Annotated in this window: 11 protein-coding genes; 1 reads left to right on the top strand and 10 read right to left on the bottom strand. The window is 48.7% G+C overall.

The genetic code is table 11. The annotated features are described in order from the left end of the window. Nucleotides 1-207 precede the first annotated feature (207 nt). The 10 genes from KXJ70_RS16835 to KXJ70_RS16790 form a co-directional block, all read right to left on the bottom strand. Entirely contained in the window at nt 208-3,480 is a 3,273-nt protein-coding gene (locus KXJ70_RS16835; protein WP_219044706.1) for a hypothetical protein, read from the bottom strand. A gap of 430 nt (nt 3,481-3,910) precedes the next feature. Further along, nucleotides 3,911-5,086, bottom strand: coding sequence for a coiled-coil domain-containing protein (locus tag KXJ70_RS16830; RefSeq protein ID WP_219044705.1), 1,176 nt, complete (start codon nt 5,084-5,086; stop codon nt 3,911-3,913). A gap of 3 nt (nt 5,087-5,089) precedes the next feature. Continuing rightward, a complete protein-coding gene (locus KXJ70_RS16825) occupies nt 5,090-6,772 on the bottom strand; it encodes a lipoprotein N-acyltransferase Lnb domain-containing protein (protein ID WP_219044704.1) in 1,683 nt (560 codons plus the stop codon). A 5-nt stretch (nt 6,773-6,777) separates the two neighbouring features. Next, the gene (locus KXJ70_RS16820; RefSeq protein WP_219044703.1) at nt 6,778-7,905 is read right to left on the bottom strand and encodes a hypothetical protein; all 1,128 of its coding nucleotides are present in this window, start codon (nt 7,903-7,905) and stop codon (nt 6,778-6,780) included. Between the two features lie 349 nt (nt 7,906-8,254). Further along, nucleotides 8,255-9,718: a hypothetical protein gene (locus KXJ70_RS16815; protein ID WP_219044702.1), complete on the bottom strand. Its 1,464-nt coding sequence runs from the start codon at nt 9,716-9,718 to the stop codon at nt 8,255-8,257. A gap of 278 nt (nt 9,719-9,996) precedes the next feature. Next, entirely contained in the window at nt 9,997-11,673 is a 1,677-nt protein-coding gene (gene aceF / locus KXJ70_RS16810) for a dihydrolipoyllysine-residue acetyltransferase (protein WP_219044701.1), read from the bottom strand. 20 nt (nt 11,674-11,693) lie between these two features. Further along, nucleotides 11,694-14,339 (bottom strand): pyruvate dehydrogenase (acetyl-transferring), homodimeric type, encoded by a 2,646-nt coding sequence (aceE, locus tag KXJ70_RS16805; protein WP_219044714.1) that lies wholly within the window; start codon nt 14,337-14,339, stop codon nt 11,694-11,696. Nucleotides 14,340-14,724: 385 nt separating this feature from the next. Next, entirely contained in the window at nt 14,725-17,574 is a 2,850-nt protein-coding gene (locus tag KXJ70_RS16800; RefSeq protein ID WP_219044700.1) for an insulinase family protein, read from the bottom strand. A gap of 67 nt (nt 17,575-17,641) precedes the next feature. Continuing rightward, nucleotides 17,642-18,727: an AI-2E family transporter gene (locus KXJ70_RS16795; protein WP_219044699.1), complete on the bottom strand. Its 1,086-nt coding sequence runs from the start codon at nt 18,725-18,727 to the stop codon at nt 17,642-17,644. Nucleotides 18,728-18,769: 42 nt separating this feature from the next. After that, nucleotides 18,770-19,000: a sulfurtransferase TusA family protein gene (locus tag KXJ70_RS16790; protein WP_219044698.1), complete on the bottom strand. Its 231-nt coding sequence runs from the start codon at nt 18,998-19,000 to the stop codon at nt 18,770-18,772. A 156-nt stretch (nt 19,001-19,156) separates the two neighbouring features. Between KXJ70_RS16790 and KXJ70_RS16785 the strand changes: the two genes are divergently transcribed. Next, the gene (locus tag KXJ70_RS16785; RefSeq protein WP_369409805.1) at nt 19,157-20,590 is read left to right on the top strand and encodes a M48 family metalloprotease; all 1,434 of its coding nucleotides are present in this window, start codon (nt 19,157-19,159) and stop codon (nt 20,588-20,590) included. Nucleotides 20,591-20,623: the final 33 nt, after the last annotated feature.

Below are 20,623 nucleotides of genomic sequence, written 5' to 3'. Positions count from 1 at the left end.
GGATTGTTAGTATGAAGCATGAGAGTTACCTTTTTGTTTTGATTTAAGATTCGACACCTTTATCAAAACGGGTAACTCTCTCTTTTTCAAGAAGATGTGTCAGATCAGATCTGAACTTCTACAAAGCAACGCTATTAAAACAACTATCTCAATGTCAGTTTCAGCCTAGAAAAAGCGTAGAGAAATAGCGTAGCCCTCATACAATTCTCAATACTGCTTAGCAAACTCCACCTTGTAGCCCATTGAACTACTCCAGCTCCAGTTGCGATTGGCCAAGTTTTTCACCGCATCCAATTCCGCCGCTCCAATCGACTGACCAAAACCCATGCCGTAGGTTCGCTTCGTTGCCCCGCTGTAATCCTTACCCTGCCATACCACTACCACCAGCGCACCAATCTGATTTGCATCATTGCGTTCGCACGATGGCGTCGTATTGTGCTCAGCAGCATGAAGCTGTCGAGCCAGCCCGTCCGCCTTCAACGGCGTAATATTGCGATCAAAAGTGTAAACATATGCGAGGTCAGTGTTAATATTGTTCCCATTGCGTCCCGTCGCAACACAAACAGCAGCGCCACCATCACCACCTCCCTTCGTAGTGTTGACGACTGACGCGGCGGCAGCTGCCACGGAGCTAGAACCTGCTCCCATCACATTAGCTTGCCGCTCATCCTCAAGCCGTTTAGTTTTAGCTTGCGCCTGCGCGATCGCATCCTTTGTACTGAGGCGATTGGACACCTTACCATTTATATAAACGCTCCCACCGCCAGTTGTATCTAATGACTTAGACGGCATAGCAACTGGGACAATGATGGTATTTGCGGGCTGTTTTACCACCGAATGTTGGCTCGCTAAATAGACTGCATTGCGCGCTTTAACATCAGCGATTTGATCATCAACTGACTTCCTCGCCGCCGCAATGCTGCGGTCCATAGATTCGCGCTGCGCCTTTTTTGCCACCCGATCCGCGTTTAAAGAGGACTGAAGCTTACCGAGGAATTGTGCCAATGCGGCATTGCGTTTGGCCTCCTCCAGGCGATTAGACCAGTAATATATATCGTTGCTAAGATCTGACGCCTGTTTGTAGTAGCTGCGATCAAGCTGATCCAGTAAATCCGAGAGGTCCTGCTTAAAGTCACTGAGCGCGGTTACGAGCTGCCCCATACTCTCAGAGTCTGGCTGACAGGCACTGTTATTTACGTCTTTATAGCGGTTGAGGGTGTCCAAACGCTGAGCAACATCCTTTTCCATGCCAACTAGGTCGTCCCAGACATACTCCTTAAAATCGGTCACTGGTGTGTGCTTTACACTGATGCGATTGATGGCGGCGCCCATGTCACCCCAGAAATCGTCTAATACGTATTCGTATTTCGAAAGTCGCCTTTCAATATCTGGATCAAAGGACAGTGCCTTTTCAGCATCAGTAACCGCCGCGACCATCTTGCTGCAGCTCTGCTGATCTCTCCCTTGGCTCGCAAACTGGACCAATTTGTCCGAGAACGAGTCTTTACCCGTGGCCAATGCGGTCAGTGTTACCTCAGACTCAACCGCTTGCTCAATCATAAAGGCATCGACAGACCAGCGATAGAACTCCTCCTTAGGGAACTGCCCTCCGGTTAAAAGGTAGACACTGCGACGGTCAATATCTGACCACACATTAATGACGTACTGCGTCGCCGATAATTGGGTCATTACCGTTAGTGGAAACTGCGGCGTATTTGGGTCGCACTGCCCAGACAACACCACCATCCCCTGGGTTTTACCTAGGCATTGCTGGTTGACGCTCAGCTGCCCATTAATAACAATCTCTTTCAGCTCCGGCAAGGTCAAGGCTGGCGCCTTCTGATACGCTTGCAAATAGGTCTTTCCCGTCATGGCACTGTATACAAAGGCCGATTGCCCTTTGTTGATCCAGGCATGACGTGGGCCCGTTGTTTCATATACGTTTGACTTCGTTTGCGTCGGCTCGAAGGGCCTCAACAACAGGCGATCGGCATTGATTCCTCGACTCTTAAACAGATCGAACAGGGAGTATTCGCGGGTAAACAAGCCGCGATCCGTTTTCCATGACGCCAAACTAGTCAATTGCTCTGGGGCCGGCAGTACAAACTCAAAGCCCGGTAGACCGCTTACCTCGGTGTAGATAGCCCTTTTTTTGCCCTCAGCTGATGTCAATAAAATTTTCCGATCAGTCAACTCTGTACTTGCCAGATAATCACGATATTCGTCATATTTGTTGTAGTAAGTGTGGTAGCGGTTGATAAGGTAGCGTTTCCGAGTCAAAACCTTAGCCGAGTCATAGCGTTCCTCAATTCCCTGTTTAAAGAGCCTAGCATTGGCTAAAGTCTGACTGAGCCAGTGCTCTTCGTAATAAAGCGCAGAAAAGGCCCCTGTATAGACGGCGCGGCTGCCATCCTTGCCATACATGGTCAGACGCCCAATATAAGGCATCGGCTCGCCCTGATTCTTTTTCCACCGCAGCAAGTAACCGGAATAAAATTTCCGCCCCTTCGGCCCCGGTGCGCCGGCCGTATCTCTATATACCTCATAACGTGCTCCCGGCTCAGTGAGTAATAGCTCGTACTCACCCTTCCTACCTATCAACAATAAACCGTCACCAGCGCTCTTGTACTGCGACAGATCAATGCCACTAAGAGGCTGGAATAATGGGTCTTCATAGTTGATTCCCGTTGTGGCAGGAGCGGCCGGCAAGGGGGCAGTAGTGAGCGATTTAGCTGCCGGCAAACCACCTGACGCCGCAGCGACCAAAGGCGTTGCACCATCATCCAGAATAGCCGCTACAATCTCACTCACATCGCCACTACGCAGCGACGCCGGCATTTCCGATATCAACCCACTCTGGCACAAAGCCGCGTCATCGGTTTGACTACAGTCTTTCAAACGAGCTGGAATAGACGAGGGCTTCAGGGCCAATGCTGCCCTGGCGATATAAGGCTCTACAAATGTGTATTCTTTCTTTGCCTTGTCCCGAACCTCATCCCAAGACAAGGCCTCCAGCTTCGGCTCATTACCAACAAAAAGGGGATCCGTACTAGTCCACGCCGCCCACTCACCCGCACCGCCGGTTTTAAGTGGCAGCTCTGTCTTTCCGCTGTCCTTACCAAAAAATGTGTTTTTTACAGCAAAGGAGTAATCTTGATTCGGCAACAACTCAAGTTTGATTGCCTGCCCCGTCAGAAAATTTCCCACCATGACGTTATTCAATTGCAATGCCAAAGTACTGGGGAAACCATTCAGAGCAACACCCATATCACCGCCAGCGTGAAGATAATCCACAAAAAGATAGAGAGTAAAGACGTCGTCGTTTCGCTGTAAAAGAGCCTCGCCGTCTTGCACTGGAGATAGTGCCGCCGCTGGCGGATAGGGAGATTTTTTGGTGGAGGACGAAATCGTTTCGTCACCAGTAGTTGCGCATGCAGCAAGTACCGCGGCCATCATTAGGGTGAAAATCCGATTTTTCATAGTCCTTCCCGTTAAGTCTTTTGTACTAGCGCCATAAAGTAATTAACACGCCATCTATATATGTTTTTACCGATCTAAATCGCCCATACCCAAAAACTAAATTTACTGTTGAACGACTACATCGAAACCCTGAAGGTTGAATCTCAAAAACGAACAGCAAAAAAGTATTTTCATGGCGGAAACGACCTTATAGCCAGAATCACAGCAAAACCTGCTGACTGTTAGTTAGGTGCATCTGACGTGAGGTTCAGTAAAGGGTACTAATATAGAACGAAGGCGTAAACCTTAGCGCAGCTGCTTTTTGCCAAAAAAATATCGATATATGAGGCGCTATTCAAATGTTAGCAACTCGACCATGACGAATTGGAATTCCAATTAACAATGGCGGCGCTGTATCTTAGTGGCAGCGAACATCCCAACGGCCTGGGCATCATTGAACAATCCGCCGATTAGCAACGTCACCAGCACCTTGCATATATACCGCACAGCCATTTTGGACGGGGTAGTTACACTTATAAATTTTACGCTTCACCCTTATATACCCGGGCATACCGTAATCCTTAGCAACATCCGCATCGCTTTCTGCCAAAGCCTTCTGGCAATGCATCACGTAACCCGATTTGTCGTCATATTTCCACGCTTGTTTATAATTGTCACTGGCATTAGAGCAGCCTGCATAACGCGCTTGTTGCAGTAGGCCAGGCTCGAAAAGGGATGTCGCGTCATTAGCCAAGCTTTTGTTGTGACCGGGCCCACGGCAGCGCCAATGGTCTTTTTTGGTGTCGTGCTCCCAGCAAAATGCGAGCGACTCGACAACAAGCTGATATTTTTCCGGTTGTTTTTCTTGCTCTTGCTTTCGCTGCTTTGCCAGCGCAGCTTGTCTTGCAAAATCTGCCTCTCGCTCTTGCGCCTGCTGCTGTCGAGCGCGGTCGATTCGCTGTTGCTCTATACGTGCCTGCTCTTGTCGCGCTCGATCTCGTCGCTGCTGCTCTATACGTGCTTGCGCTTGGCTCTGCTCCGCTTGATAAGCCCTCTCTTCGGCTTCCCGGATCCTTTTCGCCTGCGCGTATTCGCGGTTTGTTCTATTAATTTGCTGCTGAAGATTTGCGGACGTTTCCTCAATACTAGGTACACTCGCATTAACGCGATCCAATGCTTGAATGAACATAGCTGCCTTACTTGTTGATGGCTGATTAAGTCTTTCCTGCTGCAAACGTGCTATTTCTTGCCACTTCTCTTTCTTTCGTCGCTCTTCATCCCGTTCACGCTGCTCCTCTCGCTCTATTCTCGCAAGACGTCTCTGCCTTTCTTCTTGCTCTTCACGGCGCAATACAATGCGCTCATTGCTCAAACTCTGCCTTAATAAAGATACCTCCGTCTCCTGCTCTTTATTTACTGACAAGTCGTCCGCTGCGTGAATACTACGTTCAGCACACCTAAAGCTACGAGCTGCTATACACTCCCTGGCCTCATCTACCTGCTCTTGAAACTCAAGCTCATCTAACATATCAAGCTGCTGTAACAACCTCATTCGACTTTCTGCATCAGCAGCTAAAGTAGGCGGAGAAAAAAATAGTACCGCCAAAACAATATACTTTCGAAACATAGCCTATTTATTTCCTAATTCTTTGTAACTATTAATATTATTTATAATCTCCGCCCAATAATATACAGCCGTCTTCACATCCGCCCACGCCTCTGGATCTAATGACTCCAAATAAAGGTTGACCTGCTTCAACAACTTCGCCTTATCTTCGGCCTGACAAGATTTACGTGTCGATTCGCTTGCGAGCTCAAACGAATCCGGAATGCCATCGCGGCGTTTGATAGGCCTAATTCTTTCTCGCAGGGGACCAAGTACACATTCTGAAAATGCCACATAAGTCTCGGAACTCATACTCTGATGCATATGCGCTTCAATCTCCGCCACACCATACTTGCTAAAAAAATACCCCATCTCGGCATTCATTATTGACTCGAATTTAACCAGGCTAAGTTCTTCGAGCAACAGCTGCGCTTCGAGTAGATACGCATCACTTTGCAGTCTAGCTATATAGCTTGTATTTTCTTGAACAGCGTTATCCCGCAAAATAGGATTAGTCGATAAATAATCACTAAGAGACGAGTATCTATGATTTTTCATAGCTTCATTTACAACGTCGAAGGCCTTGTTATAAATAGCTTCCGTACTGGCAAAATAGAAACCGCCCTCTTCCGCCAGCTCTAAATCGGTAAGTGCTGAAGAAGTAGCTATAGCCGTTGTTTGCAGCGCCTGGAAAAACGAATCTGGCCGCCAGTAAAGAGTCTGCAGTGACAATTCATCGGAAAAATTTGGCCACATTGCGGACAGTGCCAATTGCATTAAGCTAGAACAATTGCGATGAGTGAACTTATAATCTCCAGCGAACCCCCAATGAATTTCAGCCAAGGATCTAAGCATAGCCTCCCGCTCTTGCTGGCTTAAATTTAAAGGCATGGAAGAAATATTGCGGAACTCGCTAATGGTGTATTTTTGATAGACATCCATAAAGCTATTGGCATAGAGGTAGGCTTTATAATCGCCGAACAGACCTTTTAAACGATTAATTTTTATATCATCAACATGGGCCATATACCCCAAGACTATGTGTTGATATAAATTAGCATCGCACTCCGCATCAGTACTATTTTCCTGCGGGCAAATAACCAGCCGAAGAGAAATATGACCAAATTTGGACATCATATTGTCATCTTTGCTGGCGAAAACGACGTGAATATCTCGCAGCCGCCTTGGGTCAACATAAACAATATTATTCGCGGTGTAACGCGATAACACATTGAACGGGATTGCCGTTTCGCAACTTACCTCTTTTTCATATAAATTATAGCGTGCCTGAAAATACTGATAATACAGTGGTTCTTTACATGCAAAGTCAGCCTTGGAGATATATCGAGCTAATACTGACCAATACACATCTTTAGCATCTAGATCATTATCACTAACAATATCTGCTAATTTTTCAAATCCAGTATCTTCTGACAAGCCCTTCAAATCAGCCTTATCAAAATTTTCCAACAGCCATTGTTCTGCATTTAGGTCTTCTGCGGCCGCGGCTTTTACTAAGCTTTGGCGATCAACAGAAAGGGTAGAAAGAGTGCGATCGAATTGAATAATCGGCATACCATTCTCAGCGGACAGAATGACATACGGTTGCTCTTGGCCTATCTGCGGCGATACCGAGCAGGCTGCGCTGAGCAGAGCCACTAAGGAAAACGCGATCAGCAATCGCGCTTTCACGTAGATATAAGGCATAAAAATTACTGCTGTGCGTAGGCTTTGGCTACCATAGAGTTGGGTTTATCCCATACCGCTGCACGAGCGTTCAATTCATTTTGTAATTGCCGATGCGTTGTGGCATTAAACGGTGCCGATACAAGGTCCGTTGCCAGCCCCACTGCCGTTACCACAAGTACGGTTGGTGAAAATGTCACTATTGAGGACGCAGCACTGGTATCTCCACCCTTAGCATCCATACCAACCATTTTACCAGCAGCTATAAAACCGCTCATATACGCCTTGCCTGATCGATAATCTACAAGCTCCGCTTCAACTTCTTGTTTCCTTTTTTTATTGGCCTCAGCCCGAGCTTGCTGCACCTTACCCTGCGCCGCCTTAGCCTCCCACTCAGCCGCTTTTTCACTACTTTTATCGATCCCTTTACCCTCACGGTAAAACTCTGCCATTTGTCGCATAGCAGCAATATCACCTTCTTTAGCCAAAGCGAATACGCGACTGGTTTCTTGGTTTTCTATTACAGTAATAGCCTGCTCACGCTTTTGTTGCCAAAATTGCGCTTCGGCCTCACTTCTCTCTACGCCCAGGCCTTGCTCATAAAGAGTTGTTAATTGAGCCATGGCGTCAATATCGCCGGCCTCCGCACGCGTCAATATCGCTCTCGCTGCATTTTCATCTTGTTTATCTAACGCTTGACGAGACCAATATTCAGAGTTCTCTGCACTTTTAACCAAGCCTAATCCTTTCTCATAGAAGTCAGACACTTGCTGCATGGCAGCGATATCCCCCTCCTTGGCCTTCTGCAATGCTTCTTGAGCCCTCGCCTTTGCCGCATTTTGGTTTAACTGTGGAGATGCCAGTACCACATTAACTTTTTCCGGCCTGTTATCTCTTAGCGTCAATGTAGTTTCGAAAACTCGCTCACGCTCAGCGTCGACCGCTTTAACAACTCGGAGCGAAATCTCACCAGCGTCTAAGAATATATCCGCAGGACATTTGCCGTACGATTTACCGTTGATAAAAACAGCGGCATCGCTAGCAGAATCCTTGCAAGTAACGCGCAATACAGATTCCGCACTAGCATAGGAAATTGTAAGCAGAGAAAAAATGAGGATGATACTGCATTTCTTTAATAGTTCTTTTACTGACATTATTTATACCATCTCAATACACGTCGATTTATATTCAAGCAGACTTGTTAAGCGCTCGCCTGATAATCAACTCAAGGAAAATCACACAGCAAGATAGAATATGGACGTAAGAAAATCCCCAAAGGTGACATAATTACTCACCGCGGGCTTGGCGTTAGAGCTCATTGCGTAATTTAACGATTAATCAGAGAAAGGGCCTCCCCAATATAGGGGAGGAGGCACTGAAAATGCGACTGCGCAACGATCTAGGAACGAATAGATGGTTGGTGGAGATCAAAAATCATTCATTCAAAACTCCAGCCTGCAGGACCAGGCTTAAATTGATGGCTTAGAATAGAGCCGCACTTACCTATTGCTGATTACCTCCAGACTTAGTCGGGCCTGCCGCGCTACAGAGACATTCGTAACGGTAGGCATCCCAGGATACGCGAGCGCCACTAGGCCTACCCTTCGCATCACGAAGCTGTTCTTTCTTATAACTAGATGGCGCCAACAGCCAATTAATAGAACCTGTCTGTAAATTGTAGTTCCCCTCCAACACCGGGGTTCCGCCTTCAGGGCACTGATAATCAACACTCGCCGCCCCACTATTAAGCTCGGCAACCCCGAGTACCTGATTCATTGCTGGGACAGTAAATGGGCCGCCGCACACTATGTGGGTAGAATTATTAGCCGACGATGCGGTTGTAACTGTACCGCTGTCACTAGACTCTATCGCTGCGTGATTTGTTGACTCAGCCTCACCCTGACGAGTGCCCAACTGATGTTGCTGTGGCCGTACATCACTAGTGTTTGATGACCCGCTATTTGATCGGTCAATTTGCTTACTACTAGCGATAGTGGAAATGGCATTCTGATGACTAGAGAATGTTTGATCAACAGTCGGCATTGACTTCGAAACATCTGATAACGCCGGCGTTGCATAAGTAGATAGATTACTGGTCGCCTGAAATACACTCCGTAATGCCTTTCTAAATTTGTAAGAAAATTTACTTCTATCTCTGGCTCTATCGGTAGCTAACCTCGCCTTCATTATATCTGTCATTAATGAGTTCGCTTTTGTGTAGGTCATATACTCAGGCTCACCAAATCCAATTCGAGTGTCTAAGTAAAAAACAACACAATTTTTAGGATTCCTGTCTTCTTTGATGTCAGAACGGCAGACCGAAATCATAAATTCTTTTGTAAACCTATCGATTCTTTCAACCCTATTGTGCATACCGGCTACAATCGTATTCGGCTCCCATTCTTGATTATCGAATACAAATTTCGCATTGACCCACTTGCGATCTATGGCGTCAACTCCTTCCTCATAAGGCCGATACCGGCCCCCGTCCGGAAAATGCGCCCCATCCCAGCTGCCCCTGACCCCGCCAACATAGTACCCATTTATAAACCGAATAAACCCGTCTGTCGCACCTCCAGTCTTTGCATACTCGTACAACTTGCAATGCCTTTCAGGCGAGTCGTCGTCGCAGTAGTTTGCCTCATACTTAATCCCATTAAAGACAACCTCGTACCGCCCCCTAGGAATTCCCTCGTACCAATGTCCACGATAGGTTAAATCTTCATTAAGTGCTCTTTTAGTACCAACACCATCAAAACAGTTTCCCTCAATACACACAGCGTTAATCATACATAGGTTGTTTCCAGAATCGAGGGGATCAATGCAATTAGGATCATCACTTTTCACCCACGAATTCGTTCTCGGTATATAAAAGCCCTCACCTTCATTGAGGCCGAGATAAACACTCTGGCTCGCACATCCCGCCAAGAAACAAAAAAGTACAGTTACACACAACGCTTTCATCATCACTCCCAACTGAGAAGCACAAGCTTTTTAAAGTTTTAAACAAGGGTAGCAAAGCCACATTGGCAGCTTAAAAAGAATATTACAATTCACCTAAGCGGGAGCAGCCGGCTCTAATTCGCGGTTGAAAATATAGCCGAAGCCACTCAGCGGGGCATCCCCAAAGCAGGGGAGAGAGATATCAACAAAACACTCTCGTTATAGAGGTGCAATTGTCGAGGACAGAGAAAAACAACACAGGGCGCGAAACAATGGCGCTCTGTGGTTTTAGAGGAGGGAAATTACAACAACAAACGCCGTATATCCACCAGCAACTCACCCAAGTAAGTGAAGAACTGTCCGGCATCGACGCCATTTATGGCGCGATGATCGTAAGATAGGGACACCGGCAGCATCTTGCGCGGGACAAATTCACTGCCATTCCACTGTGGTTTTACCGCTAGCTTTGAAACACCCAAAATCGCTACTTCTGGCGCATTAATAATGGGTGTAAAACCGGTGCCGCCAATGCTACCCAGACTGGAAATAGTAAAGCATCCGCCCTGCATATCTGCGGGTTTCAGTTTACGATCCTTGGCCTTTTGCGCTAACTCGGCAGACTCTGCAGCCAATTCCCACAGCGATTTTCTATCAACATCGCGAATCACCGGCACAACCAAGCCTGCCGGGGTATCCACCGCGATGCCAATATTGACGTATTTTTTAAAGATCATGCTTTCGCCGTCTGCACTTAGCGAGGCATTGAACTTAGGGTATGTACGCAGGGCCAAGGCCGCTGCCTTTAACAAAAACGGCAGTGGCGTCAGTTTTACACCGCGCTGCTCACCCTCTTTTTTAACACTGGCGCGGAAGTCTTCTAGCTCACTAATGTCGACGTCATCAAACTGGGTAACATGAGGAAGATTCACCCAACTCCGGTGCATATTCGCCGCCGTGAGCTTGTGCAACTTGCTCAGCGCCTGCACATCAATCTCGCCGAACTGACTAAAATCAACATCGGGGATAGCGGGAATACCTGCCCCTGACGCCGCGGTTTTGCCATTGGCGAGATCTTTAACAAATTGCTGCAAATCTTCTTTTAAAATACGTCCACGCGGGCCGCTAGGCGGCACCTGTTCTAACTCTAAACCAAACTCGTGGGCAAGCTTGCGCACTGCGGGGCCAGCGTATACACCGGCGTGACTAACCACAGAGGGTGAGACCGGTGCAGCTGGCTTTGCTGCTGACGGTGGTGCAGAGGCTGCGACTGGCGAAGCAGGCTTTTCAGGCTCAGCGTCGGCTTGGGCAGGCTCTTCTTCCACCGCTCCCTCCTCCGCCGATGCCTGATACTCAATCTCTGCAATGGCTGTACCTTGCTTGGCGCTGTCCCCAGCTTTAATTGCCAGGGAAATTATTGTGCCGCTGTACGGTGAGGGAATCTCCATCGAGGCTTTATCTGACTCCAGCACAACTAAAGAGTCACCCTCACTAACTTCATCACCTTCGGCGACACAAACTTCGATTACTTCGATACCATCGCCACCGCCAATATCCGGCACTTTCACAGTCTCACGCTGCAAGCCCGTTGACACTGTTTTTTCAGCACTAGCAGCTTTAGGCGCGGGACTCTCCTTCACTTTCTCTTTTTCTGCGTCTGTATTCTTGTCAGCTTTTGCAGAGTTAGATTCTACCGAAGTTTGCTCGCTAGCATCTTGTTCATCAGTATCCTGGGTAGCCGCACTACCCTCTACTTCCAACTCAAGAATGACATCCCCTTCATGCACGGTGCTGCCATCTTTAACACTAATACTTAGCACCTTGCCGGCCAGTGGCGAGGGAATTTCCATCGACGCTTTATCCGACTCCAATACAATCAACGAGTCTTCTTTCGCGACTACATCGCCAACTTTTACACATACCTCGATGACGTCGACATCTCCGCCACCCACATCAGGAATTTTTACCGTTTCTTTAGCCACAAAAAAATCCTTATCAACGATTAGCGAGAAAGCGGATTGATTTTATCCACGTCTAAACCAAAGGCCTTGATGGCTTTGGTCACTTCGCTCAAAGCAATTTGGCCATCATCAGCCAAGGCCTTTAACGCCGCAATCACAATATATTGCCTATCCACTTCAAAGTGTTGACGAAGCTTGGCTCGGGTATCTGAACGGCCGTAACCGTCAGTACCCAATACGACATAACGCGCCTCTATATACGGACGCAACTGCTCGCCATAGGACTTAATATAATCTGTTGCGCAAACTACCGGTCCCTGCTTGCCTCGCAGCAGTTCGGTCACATAAGGCACACGCGGCTCACTCTCTGGGTGCAGCATATTCCAGCGCTCACAATCCAAACCATCACGACGCAACAGATTAATACTGGTTGCGCTCCAGATATCCGCCTCAACCTTATAATCCGCTTTTAATATTGCCGCAGCAGCCTCAACTTCCCGCAAAATAGTACCGCTACCCATCAATTGCACTTTGAGTTTCGGCTTCTTAACCGTCGACGCGGTAAGGCAATACAAGCCTTTTACAATGCCCGCCTCGCAGCCTTCCGGCATATCCGGGTGACCGTAGTTTTCATTCATGACGGTGACGTAGTAAAAGACATTTTCCTTGTCCTGATACATGCGCCGCATGCCATCTTGAATAATCACCGCCAGCTCATAGGAGTAGGTCGGGTCGTAAGACACACAGTTTGGAATCATGTTCGCCATTAAATGACTGTGCCCGTCCTGATGCTGCAGGCCTTCACCGTTCAAGGTGGTCCGTCCCGCTGTGGCGCCAATCAAGAAGCCCCGCGCCTGGGAATCACCCGCAGCCCAAGCAAGATCCATAATCCGCTGAAAGCCGAACATAGAATAAAAAATATAAAATGGAATCATCGGGTAGTGATGATTGCTATACGACGTCGCCGCCGCCAACCACGCTGAAAACGCGCCAGCCTCGGTAATGCCTTCTTCTAAAATTTGGCCCTGCTTATCTTCTTTGTAGTACATGACCTGATCGGAGTCGTGCGGGGTGTACCGCTGGCCCTGCGAGGAATAAATCCCGAGCTGGCGGAACATACCTTCCATACCAAAGGTACGGGCTTCATCCGGCACAATGGGGACGATCCGAGAACCAATTTCCTTGTCTTTCACAAGACTGGATAAAATACGCACAAAGGCCATGGTAGACGAAATTTCACGTTTGCCCGTGGCTTTTAGCTGTGCGCTAAAGGTGTCTATCGCAGGTGTTGTTACCGCCTGAAAATCAGCTTGGCGCGCGGGTAAGAATCCGCCGAGTTTTTCGCGGCGCTTGCGCATATAGACCATTTCAGGACTGTCTTCAGCAGGACGATAATAAGGTACTGATTTCAAATCTTCATCGCTGATTGGCACGCCAAAACGGTCGCGGAATTTTTTCAGTTCGTCCAAATCGAGTTTTTTGACTGAGTGCGCCTCGTTTTGCGCCTCCCCGCCCTCACCCAAGCCGTAGCCTTTCACCGTCATTGCCAACACAACGGTGGGGCGACCTTTGGTTTCCATCGCCTGCGCGTAGGCTGCATACACCTTATAAGGGTCATGACCGCCGCGATTGAGATACATAATATCTTCGTCAGACAGGTCTTTAACTAACTCTAATAATTCGGGATATTTGCCAAAGAAATGCTTGCGGGTATAGGCACCGCCATTGGCCTTATAGTTTTGTAGCTCGCCGTCTACCACTTCATTCATGCGGCGACGCAATAAACCAGTCGTATCTTTTTCTAATAATTTATCCCAGTGACGCCCCCAAATAACTTTGACGACATTCCAACCCGCGCCGCGGAAAACCCCTTCCAGTTCCTGAATAATTTTGCCGTTACCGCGCACCGGCCCATCCAACCGCTGCAAATTACAGTTCACAACAAAGATGAGATTATCCAAACTTTCACGGCCAGCCAGCGCGATAGAACCCAACGATTCTGGCTCGTCACTTTCGCCGTCACCCATAAAGCACCAAACCTTGCGATCGCCGTGATCAACCAAACCACGGCTCTGCTGGTACTTCATCACGTGGGCTTGATAAATCGCCTGAATCGGTCCCAAGCCCATGCTCACGGTTGGGAACTGCCAGTAATCTGGCATTAGCCAAGGATGTGGGTACGAAGATAAACCATTGCCATCAACTTCACGCCGGAAGCCATCGAGCTGCTTCTCATCTATTCGGCCCTCTAGGTAGGAGCGCGCGTACATGCCAGGTGAGCTGTGGCCCTGATAGTAGATTAAATCGGCCTTTTCACCGCCACGGAAAAAGTAGTTAAAGCCCACATCGTACAAGGTTGCCGACGAAGAAAAGCTCGAAATATGACCGCCCAATCCCTCGTTGTTATCGTTGGCACGCATCACCATTGCCAGGGCATTCCAGCGAATCATCGAGCGAATTTTGCGCTCCATAAACAAGTCGCCCGGCATGCGACGTTCATTATTGGGTTCGATGGTATTACGAAAAGAGGTGGTAATTGCGGAAGGAAGTTCAGTACCCGCACGTGTCGCGTGCTTGGCGAGTCGTTTCATTAAAAATGCAGTACGCGCGCGACCACCGTTTTTAAGTACACCATCAAGGGCTTCAAGCCATTCCTGGGTTTCTTGGGGATCGAGATCTTCACGCAAATCTTGGTCTTGATACATACACAGTCCTTTACCAATACAGTGGGCTGTCCAGACCAGCAAGCATGATGCTTGGATGTGTTCCGCTTACAACTGATTCACCGGAGAGCGATCAGCTCCGTGTGTTTAAAATCAGCCTGTGAGTGACGGTTATCACCTGGCCCAGTTGGGTTAAGCACAGGCCTTTTGAGCCTGTGAACACCCGAATACAGGGTTATTTCCATCGCTTAAGGTCTGGTTTACAGACTTTGAGCGATGGAAATTCTCACAGTTTTTCAATCATAAATCAACTAAATGAGACTATTTATTATATGAATAAATTATTAAAACATTATCATAGAATCTATCAAAAACAATGGCTTACGCCCAATGTCACAACAACACCTCGTCACTCAAAGCGATAAAACGGCAGCGCTTCTTTAAATCGTGCAGGCTCACCACTAGGCTTGCCCTTTGGCTGCGATTGCGGCCACTTACCGGCGTTATAGACCAAAAGTGCGCGCTGCCCCGCGCCCAGATCCCGCTGCGTCACCGCCAACCAATCCGCATAGCTCAGATCAGTTAAGGCCTGAACCAATAAATCTCGGCTGTTAAATTTCAGGTAGTCATCCAATAAATCCTGCCAGTGACGACTAGCCGCATCCCATAAATTTTCAGGCTGCTCTGCAAGGCGCAGCAACAATCCCGCCTTATGCTTTTCAAAACTAGCTTCATCAACCCCGGTCTTCAACCACTGCTGAATATAGGCGTTAATCTCAGCCTGCACCGAAGCGGGATCCATTACCGGCGACTGCACTAAAAAGATCATGCCAGCGACTTCTCGCTGGGGATAAACGCTGGCGCTCACCACATAACCTAACTGCTTTTGAGTGCGCAGTTGATGATAAAAATCTGCGCTCAACATTTGCGCGCTCAGGCCCATTGCCACCCTCGCCTGCAGACCTTTTACCGCGCTCTGAACATAAAGTAATACGGCGCTATCATCGTGTTCCGCGTCGATTTCCCGCACGGCCGTACCCACCGCAAGATGACTTATAAACTGCGATGGCGAACGCCTTTCGGTTGCCGTCGGCAACGTCGTGGTCACTACCTCTGCCAACGACCTGGCGTCGCCTTCACTAAAGTTGCCGTCGACCATCATCCGCAAATGCAACTGCCCCATCACTGCCTGTGCATGATCAGCAACTGCCGCTATCGTCGCGGCTTTGGTTGCGGCTTCATGGGCCTTTAATCCAGGGTTTTCAAGATTCAACATCCGCGGCAATTCAGCCACAACTTGTTGATACGGTGATTGGCGCGCCGCATTCTCAAACTGGCGCAGGCGCTGCGCTTTTAAGCGCTCAAAACGATCTTGCTGCCATTCTGGCTTTTTCAATACCGTCAGCAATTCGCGCAGCAGCTCGCCCTGCTTTTGATTGAAGCCACCCACGCTAATTTGAATACCGCGCCAGCCTACCGACACATCAAAATCCAAGCCCGCCAATTGCGCGGGGTAGGCAAGTTCATTGAGCTGGTCTTTTACCATCCGCAGCCACAGGTCACTTTTCGCACGCCGATCAGCATCGGCGACCACCTCCTCGGATTCAAGCAGCAAGTACACTCGGCCCTTTGGCAACTCAAAAATATCGTCGGTGTTTAACCACAACTCCAAGGGCGCATCGGCGAGCAATTTAGGGCCTACCGAACCATCACCTTTTTTGAGCGCAAAGTCAGAAGCAATAAAATTGTTCTTAGCGGGCAAATCTAACCCCTCTGTACTCATGGGTATCAGGGCAGTCAACTGATCTGCTGTCACCTCCCTCACACCGTAATTAACTTGATAGCGGGGTATTTCAATATCAGCATTTACGCTTGGAGCGACCAGACTAATAAAACTATTTTCCGGCGTCATTTCAGCCAAAAATTCGGCGAGTAACTCAGGGCGATATTCATCCATTAAATATGGGCCACGCAATAACTCTTGCGCTGGATAGCGCTGCAAACCCATAGACAACTGCACAACTTCGTTAATTGCCGCAGGCTGTGCTCGAAACATAAACTCCTGCATCGCCAACCCTGCTTGCTCCTCGAAACGCCAAGCCTCCACGCCCTTGAGACGCAATTCGGCAATGCTTTGATATACCAAACCAACAATCTCATCGACATGCTTTTGCCCGGACTCCGTCAAGGCCACATCGACACCAAACAGCGCACCACCCTGATAATCAAAACTCTGCCCTGCGCTTAAGCTGTCAGCCCAGCCCCGCGCTTTTAGAACGGACAGCAAACTACCGCGGCCTTCGTGACCAAGAATATTACCAATGTAGTTCAGTGGCTTGTTGTGCCAGTATTTTTCCGCGTCCGGCACCGGGAAATTAATCGATACCGAGCGACGATTTTGGACCGGCTGAATATTCACCCAGCGCGGCAAATCACCCGCAGTGAAAAGTGGCTCTGTAATCGGCGCAAGATGTCGGCTGCGATTTTTAACATCGCTAAACTTTGGCAGCACCATCGCCGCTAGCTCGTCGAGTGACTCCCTGCCTATCACCGTCAAGGTCATAATATTGGCGGAATAATTCTTGCGATAAAATTCTAACAGCTGTTCCCGCAATGCAAGCTCGTTGGCACTCTGCAAGGTATCAAGATTGCCGACAGAAAATTTTGCAAAGGGATGGGCTTGATTGACTTGCGCTTTGAATACCGACAATTCTCGACGAGCGTCATCGCGGATCCGGGCCCGGTACTCGGAGTTCACCGCATTGACTTCACGCTGCACGTACTCTGCATTGAACAAGGGCGCCACAAAAAATTGCGCAAACTGATCCAGCGCTGGCGCTAAAGAATCGGCACTGATATCAAAAAAATAATTGGTGTGTTCAAAACTAGTAAAGGCATTGTGACTGCCGCCGTGGGCAGTGATAAACGCCTGATAGGCGCCAGCTTCTGGGTATTTTTCAGTACCCAAAAACAACATATGCTCTAAAAAGTGGGCTAAACCTTGATAATTTCTGGGGTCTTGGCGACTCCCCACATTGACGTCTAGCGATGCCGCCGCCTTATCTGCACCGGCGTCGGAAATCAGCATCACTTTTAGACCGTTCTCAAGCTCCGCGTAGCGGTATTCCCGTTGATCGCTGGCCGGTTTTAAAACCGCGCTACTATCACTTTTTTCAGCCAGCCAGTCGGAACCCAATCCACTGCAAGCCGCCAACAGAAAAACAAATACCAACACACCAAGAGATTTCAAATATTTCACAAACGGTCCTTAAATTTGTTTACGCTTTCGAAGCCCTACGCGAATCACAGCCCAAGCCCTGTCTCGCTTACTCACTCACTGATAGCTCGCTAACATCTGGCTCCGGAATCTTTGGTCGCGGCCAAGCGTATAAAATCGCCTTCACCAAAGTGGCCAAGGGGATCGCAAAAAACACACCCCACATACCCCAAATTCCACCAAATACCAGCACCGAGACTATGATCGCGACCGGATGCATATTCACTGCCTCAGAAAATAGCAGTGGTACTAATACATTGCCGTCTAGCGCTTGGATCACGCTGTAGACAATAAACAGGGTCAAAAACTCCCCGCCCCAACCCCATTGAATGAAACCGACCAACAACACCGGTAAAGTCACCACCGCCGCACCGATATAGGGAATCACAACGGAAAGCCCCACGGCGAGCGCCAGCAAGGCGGAGTAATTCAAGCCAATTACGACAAATGCGATATAAGAAACAGACCCGACAATGACAATTTCGATTGCTTTGCCACGCACATAGTTTGCAACTTGAACATTCATCTCGGCCCAAACCGCGTTCAACAGAGGGCGTCGATACGGCAGAAAACTCGACAGCCAAGCAAGAATTGTTGCTTTATCTTTCAGAAAGAAAAATACCAGAATTGGGATAAGTATGATGTTAATCATCAAGCCGACAACATTGGGTAGCTGCGCGATCGAAAAACTTAGCAAGTATTGCCCCACCGACCCGAGTTCCTTGCTTGCAAGGGCCATCCAGTCTCGAATTTGTTGCTCGGTGAACATCTCTGAGCGCTGGGGAAGCAACAATAGTAACTGCTGCAATTTACGCAGCATGGTGGGTAATTCCTGGAATAAATTAGTTAGCTGCTGCCAAACCAACGGCAATAACACCACCAGCACGCCAAAGAAAACGCCCACAAAAACAAGATAGGTAATGGTGATGGTAAGCCAGTGGGACACGCCCATACTGCTAAGACGAGCAATAATTCCCTGCATCATAAATGCCAGCACAATACTGGCAACAATAGGCACGAGAACATTACCTAGCGTCAGCATCAGCAGTAGGCAAGCGACAATTAACAGCAGTAAGACCACGGTTTCTTCTTCTGCAAACAGGCGATCAAACCATGAACGAACAATACCCAGCATGACTGAGGTTCCTATAAGATTAGTGATGTAAATCGGGCAGTGTTACTTCTTTTCAAATAGATAGCGATAGGTGCCGTCGTTATCCTCGCTTAGTAATAAGGTATTGCCACTTTGCTTGGCAAACACGTCAAAATCGCGCACGGAACCCGCATCCGTTGCTAAAACCTCCAGCACTTCTCCGCTAGCCATGCGATTAAGCGCTTGCTTTGCTTTTAATAAGGGCAGCGGGCACTCTAGGCCCATGGCGTCCAAAAAGACATTTATATCAGTCATAATTCCGTGGCATAACACAATAAAAGGCTAGTATAGCCTGCGACGATGGCAGTCCCAAGCAAGCACTTTTCGTAATTAATAGGGTCATAGGCTACGCGCTCTTGTATGATGAATAAGCGCCCCAGATTCCGCGATGTAAGGTATATAAGATTGACAGTGTTTAAACATCTACTCGGTATTGGTCTGTTGCTATGCGCAAGCTTTAGCACAGCTGATTACAACTCCTCAGATAATCTACCTGACCTAGGAGACGTTACCGCATCGCGCTATTCCGCCCAGCAAGAGCACGACTTGGGCAGGATGTGGCTGAAAATGTTCCGCAGTCGCGTAAAAACCGTTGATGACCCCCTGATGCAGGACTATATCGAGTCACTGCTATACAAACTGGTGTCTAACAGCGAACTCAAAGATCGGCGCCTCGAAACTGTCGTGGTAGATAACCCGACGATCAACGCCTTTGCCGTGCCCGGCGGCGTAATCGGTGTTCACAGCGGTTTATTCCTGAACACCGACAATGAGGCCCAGCTTGCCGGGGTGCTCGCCCACGAAATCGCTCACATCAGTCAACGCCACTTTACTCGCTCGCTAGACAAATCTGCGCAAAGTACTATTCCCACTTTAGCGGGCCTACTGGCCGGCGTAGTACTCGCCGCCACCGCCGGTGCCGATGCCGGCATAGCTGCCATCACCGCAACGCAGGCCGCCGCCCTCGACAGCCAGCTGCGCTTTAGTCGGCAAAACGAACAAGAGGCGGATCGCCTCGGCATGGAAACCTTGGCCAAGTCGGGTATGGACCCCAACGCGGTGCCAGCGATGTTCGAAAATATGGGTAAAAATCTGCGGTACGCGCGCTCCAAGCCACCGGAGTTTCTGCTCACCCACCCCCTCACTGACAGCCGTGTCGCCGACAGTAAAAACCGCGCCCGCCAGTATCCGCGCAAGGTATATACCGACAATCTCAATTATCAACTGATGAAAATGCGCGCCACGCTATTTCATAGTAATAATGCCGAGGATCTACTTAAAAACTGGTCTGGGACGAATAGCGTTAACGGCGAGGCCCATCGCTACGGGGTAGTCATCGCCCTGATCAAACTCGAGCGCTGGGATGAGGCGGCACAAGAACTCGCCCCCTTGCTCGAGGACGATGGCCAGCGAATCGCCTACCGCATTGCGGAGGCCGATATTCTTATCGGTAAAAAGGAGTATGACAAAGCGATTGCCATGCTGAGTAATCAACTGGCTATTACACCGGGTAACAACCCTTATACCATGGAGTTAGCGCAGGTATTTCAAGAGGCCAACCGCTACAACGAAGCCGACATTCTACTCAGCAGGCAGTCACAGGAGCGACCTGACGATCCCAATCTATGGTATCAACTGGCAGAGGTCCGCGGCTTAGCCGGCAATATTTTGGGTGTCCATCTCGCCCGCGCCGAGTACTTTATTCTTGTCGGCCAGTTTGAGCGCGCCAAACAGCAATTGCGCTATGGCTATGAGCGCACGGGCAACAATCATATTGAGCAAAGCCGAATTCGCCAGCGACTAAAAGACATCGCTGATATGGAAGAAAAACTGAAGCGACTATAGGGCGCCTTTATTAAATACTGCAAAACAAATACA

It is taken from the genome of Zhongshania aquimaris (assembly GCF_019312595.1).
Lineage (GTDB): Bacteria > Pseudomonadota > Gammaproteobacteria > Pseudomonadales > Spongiibacteraceae > Spongiibacter > Spongiibacter aquimaris.
This window is presented reverse-complemented; position numbering and strand designations above follow the sequence as displayed.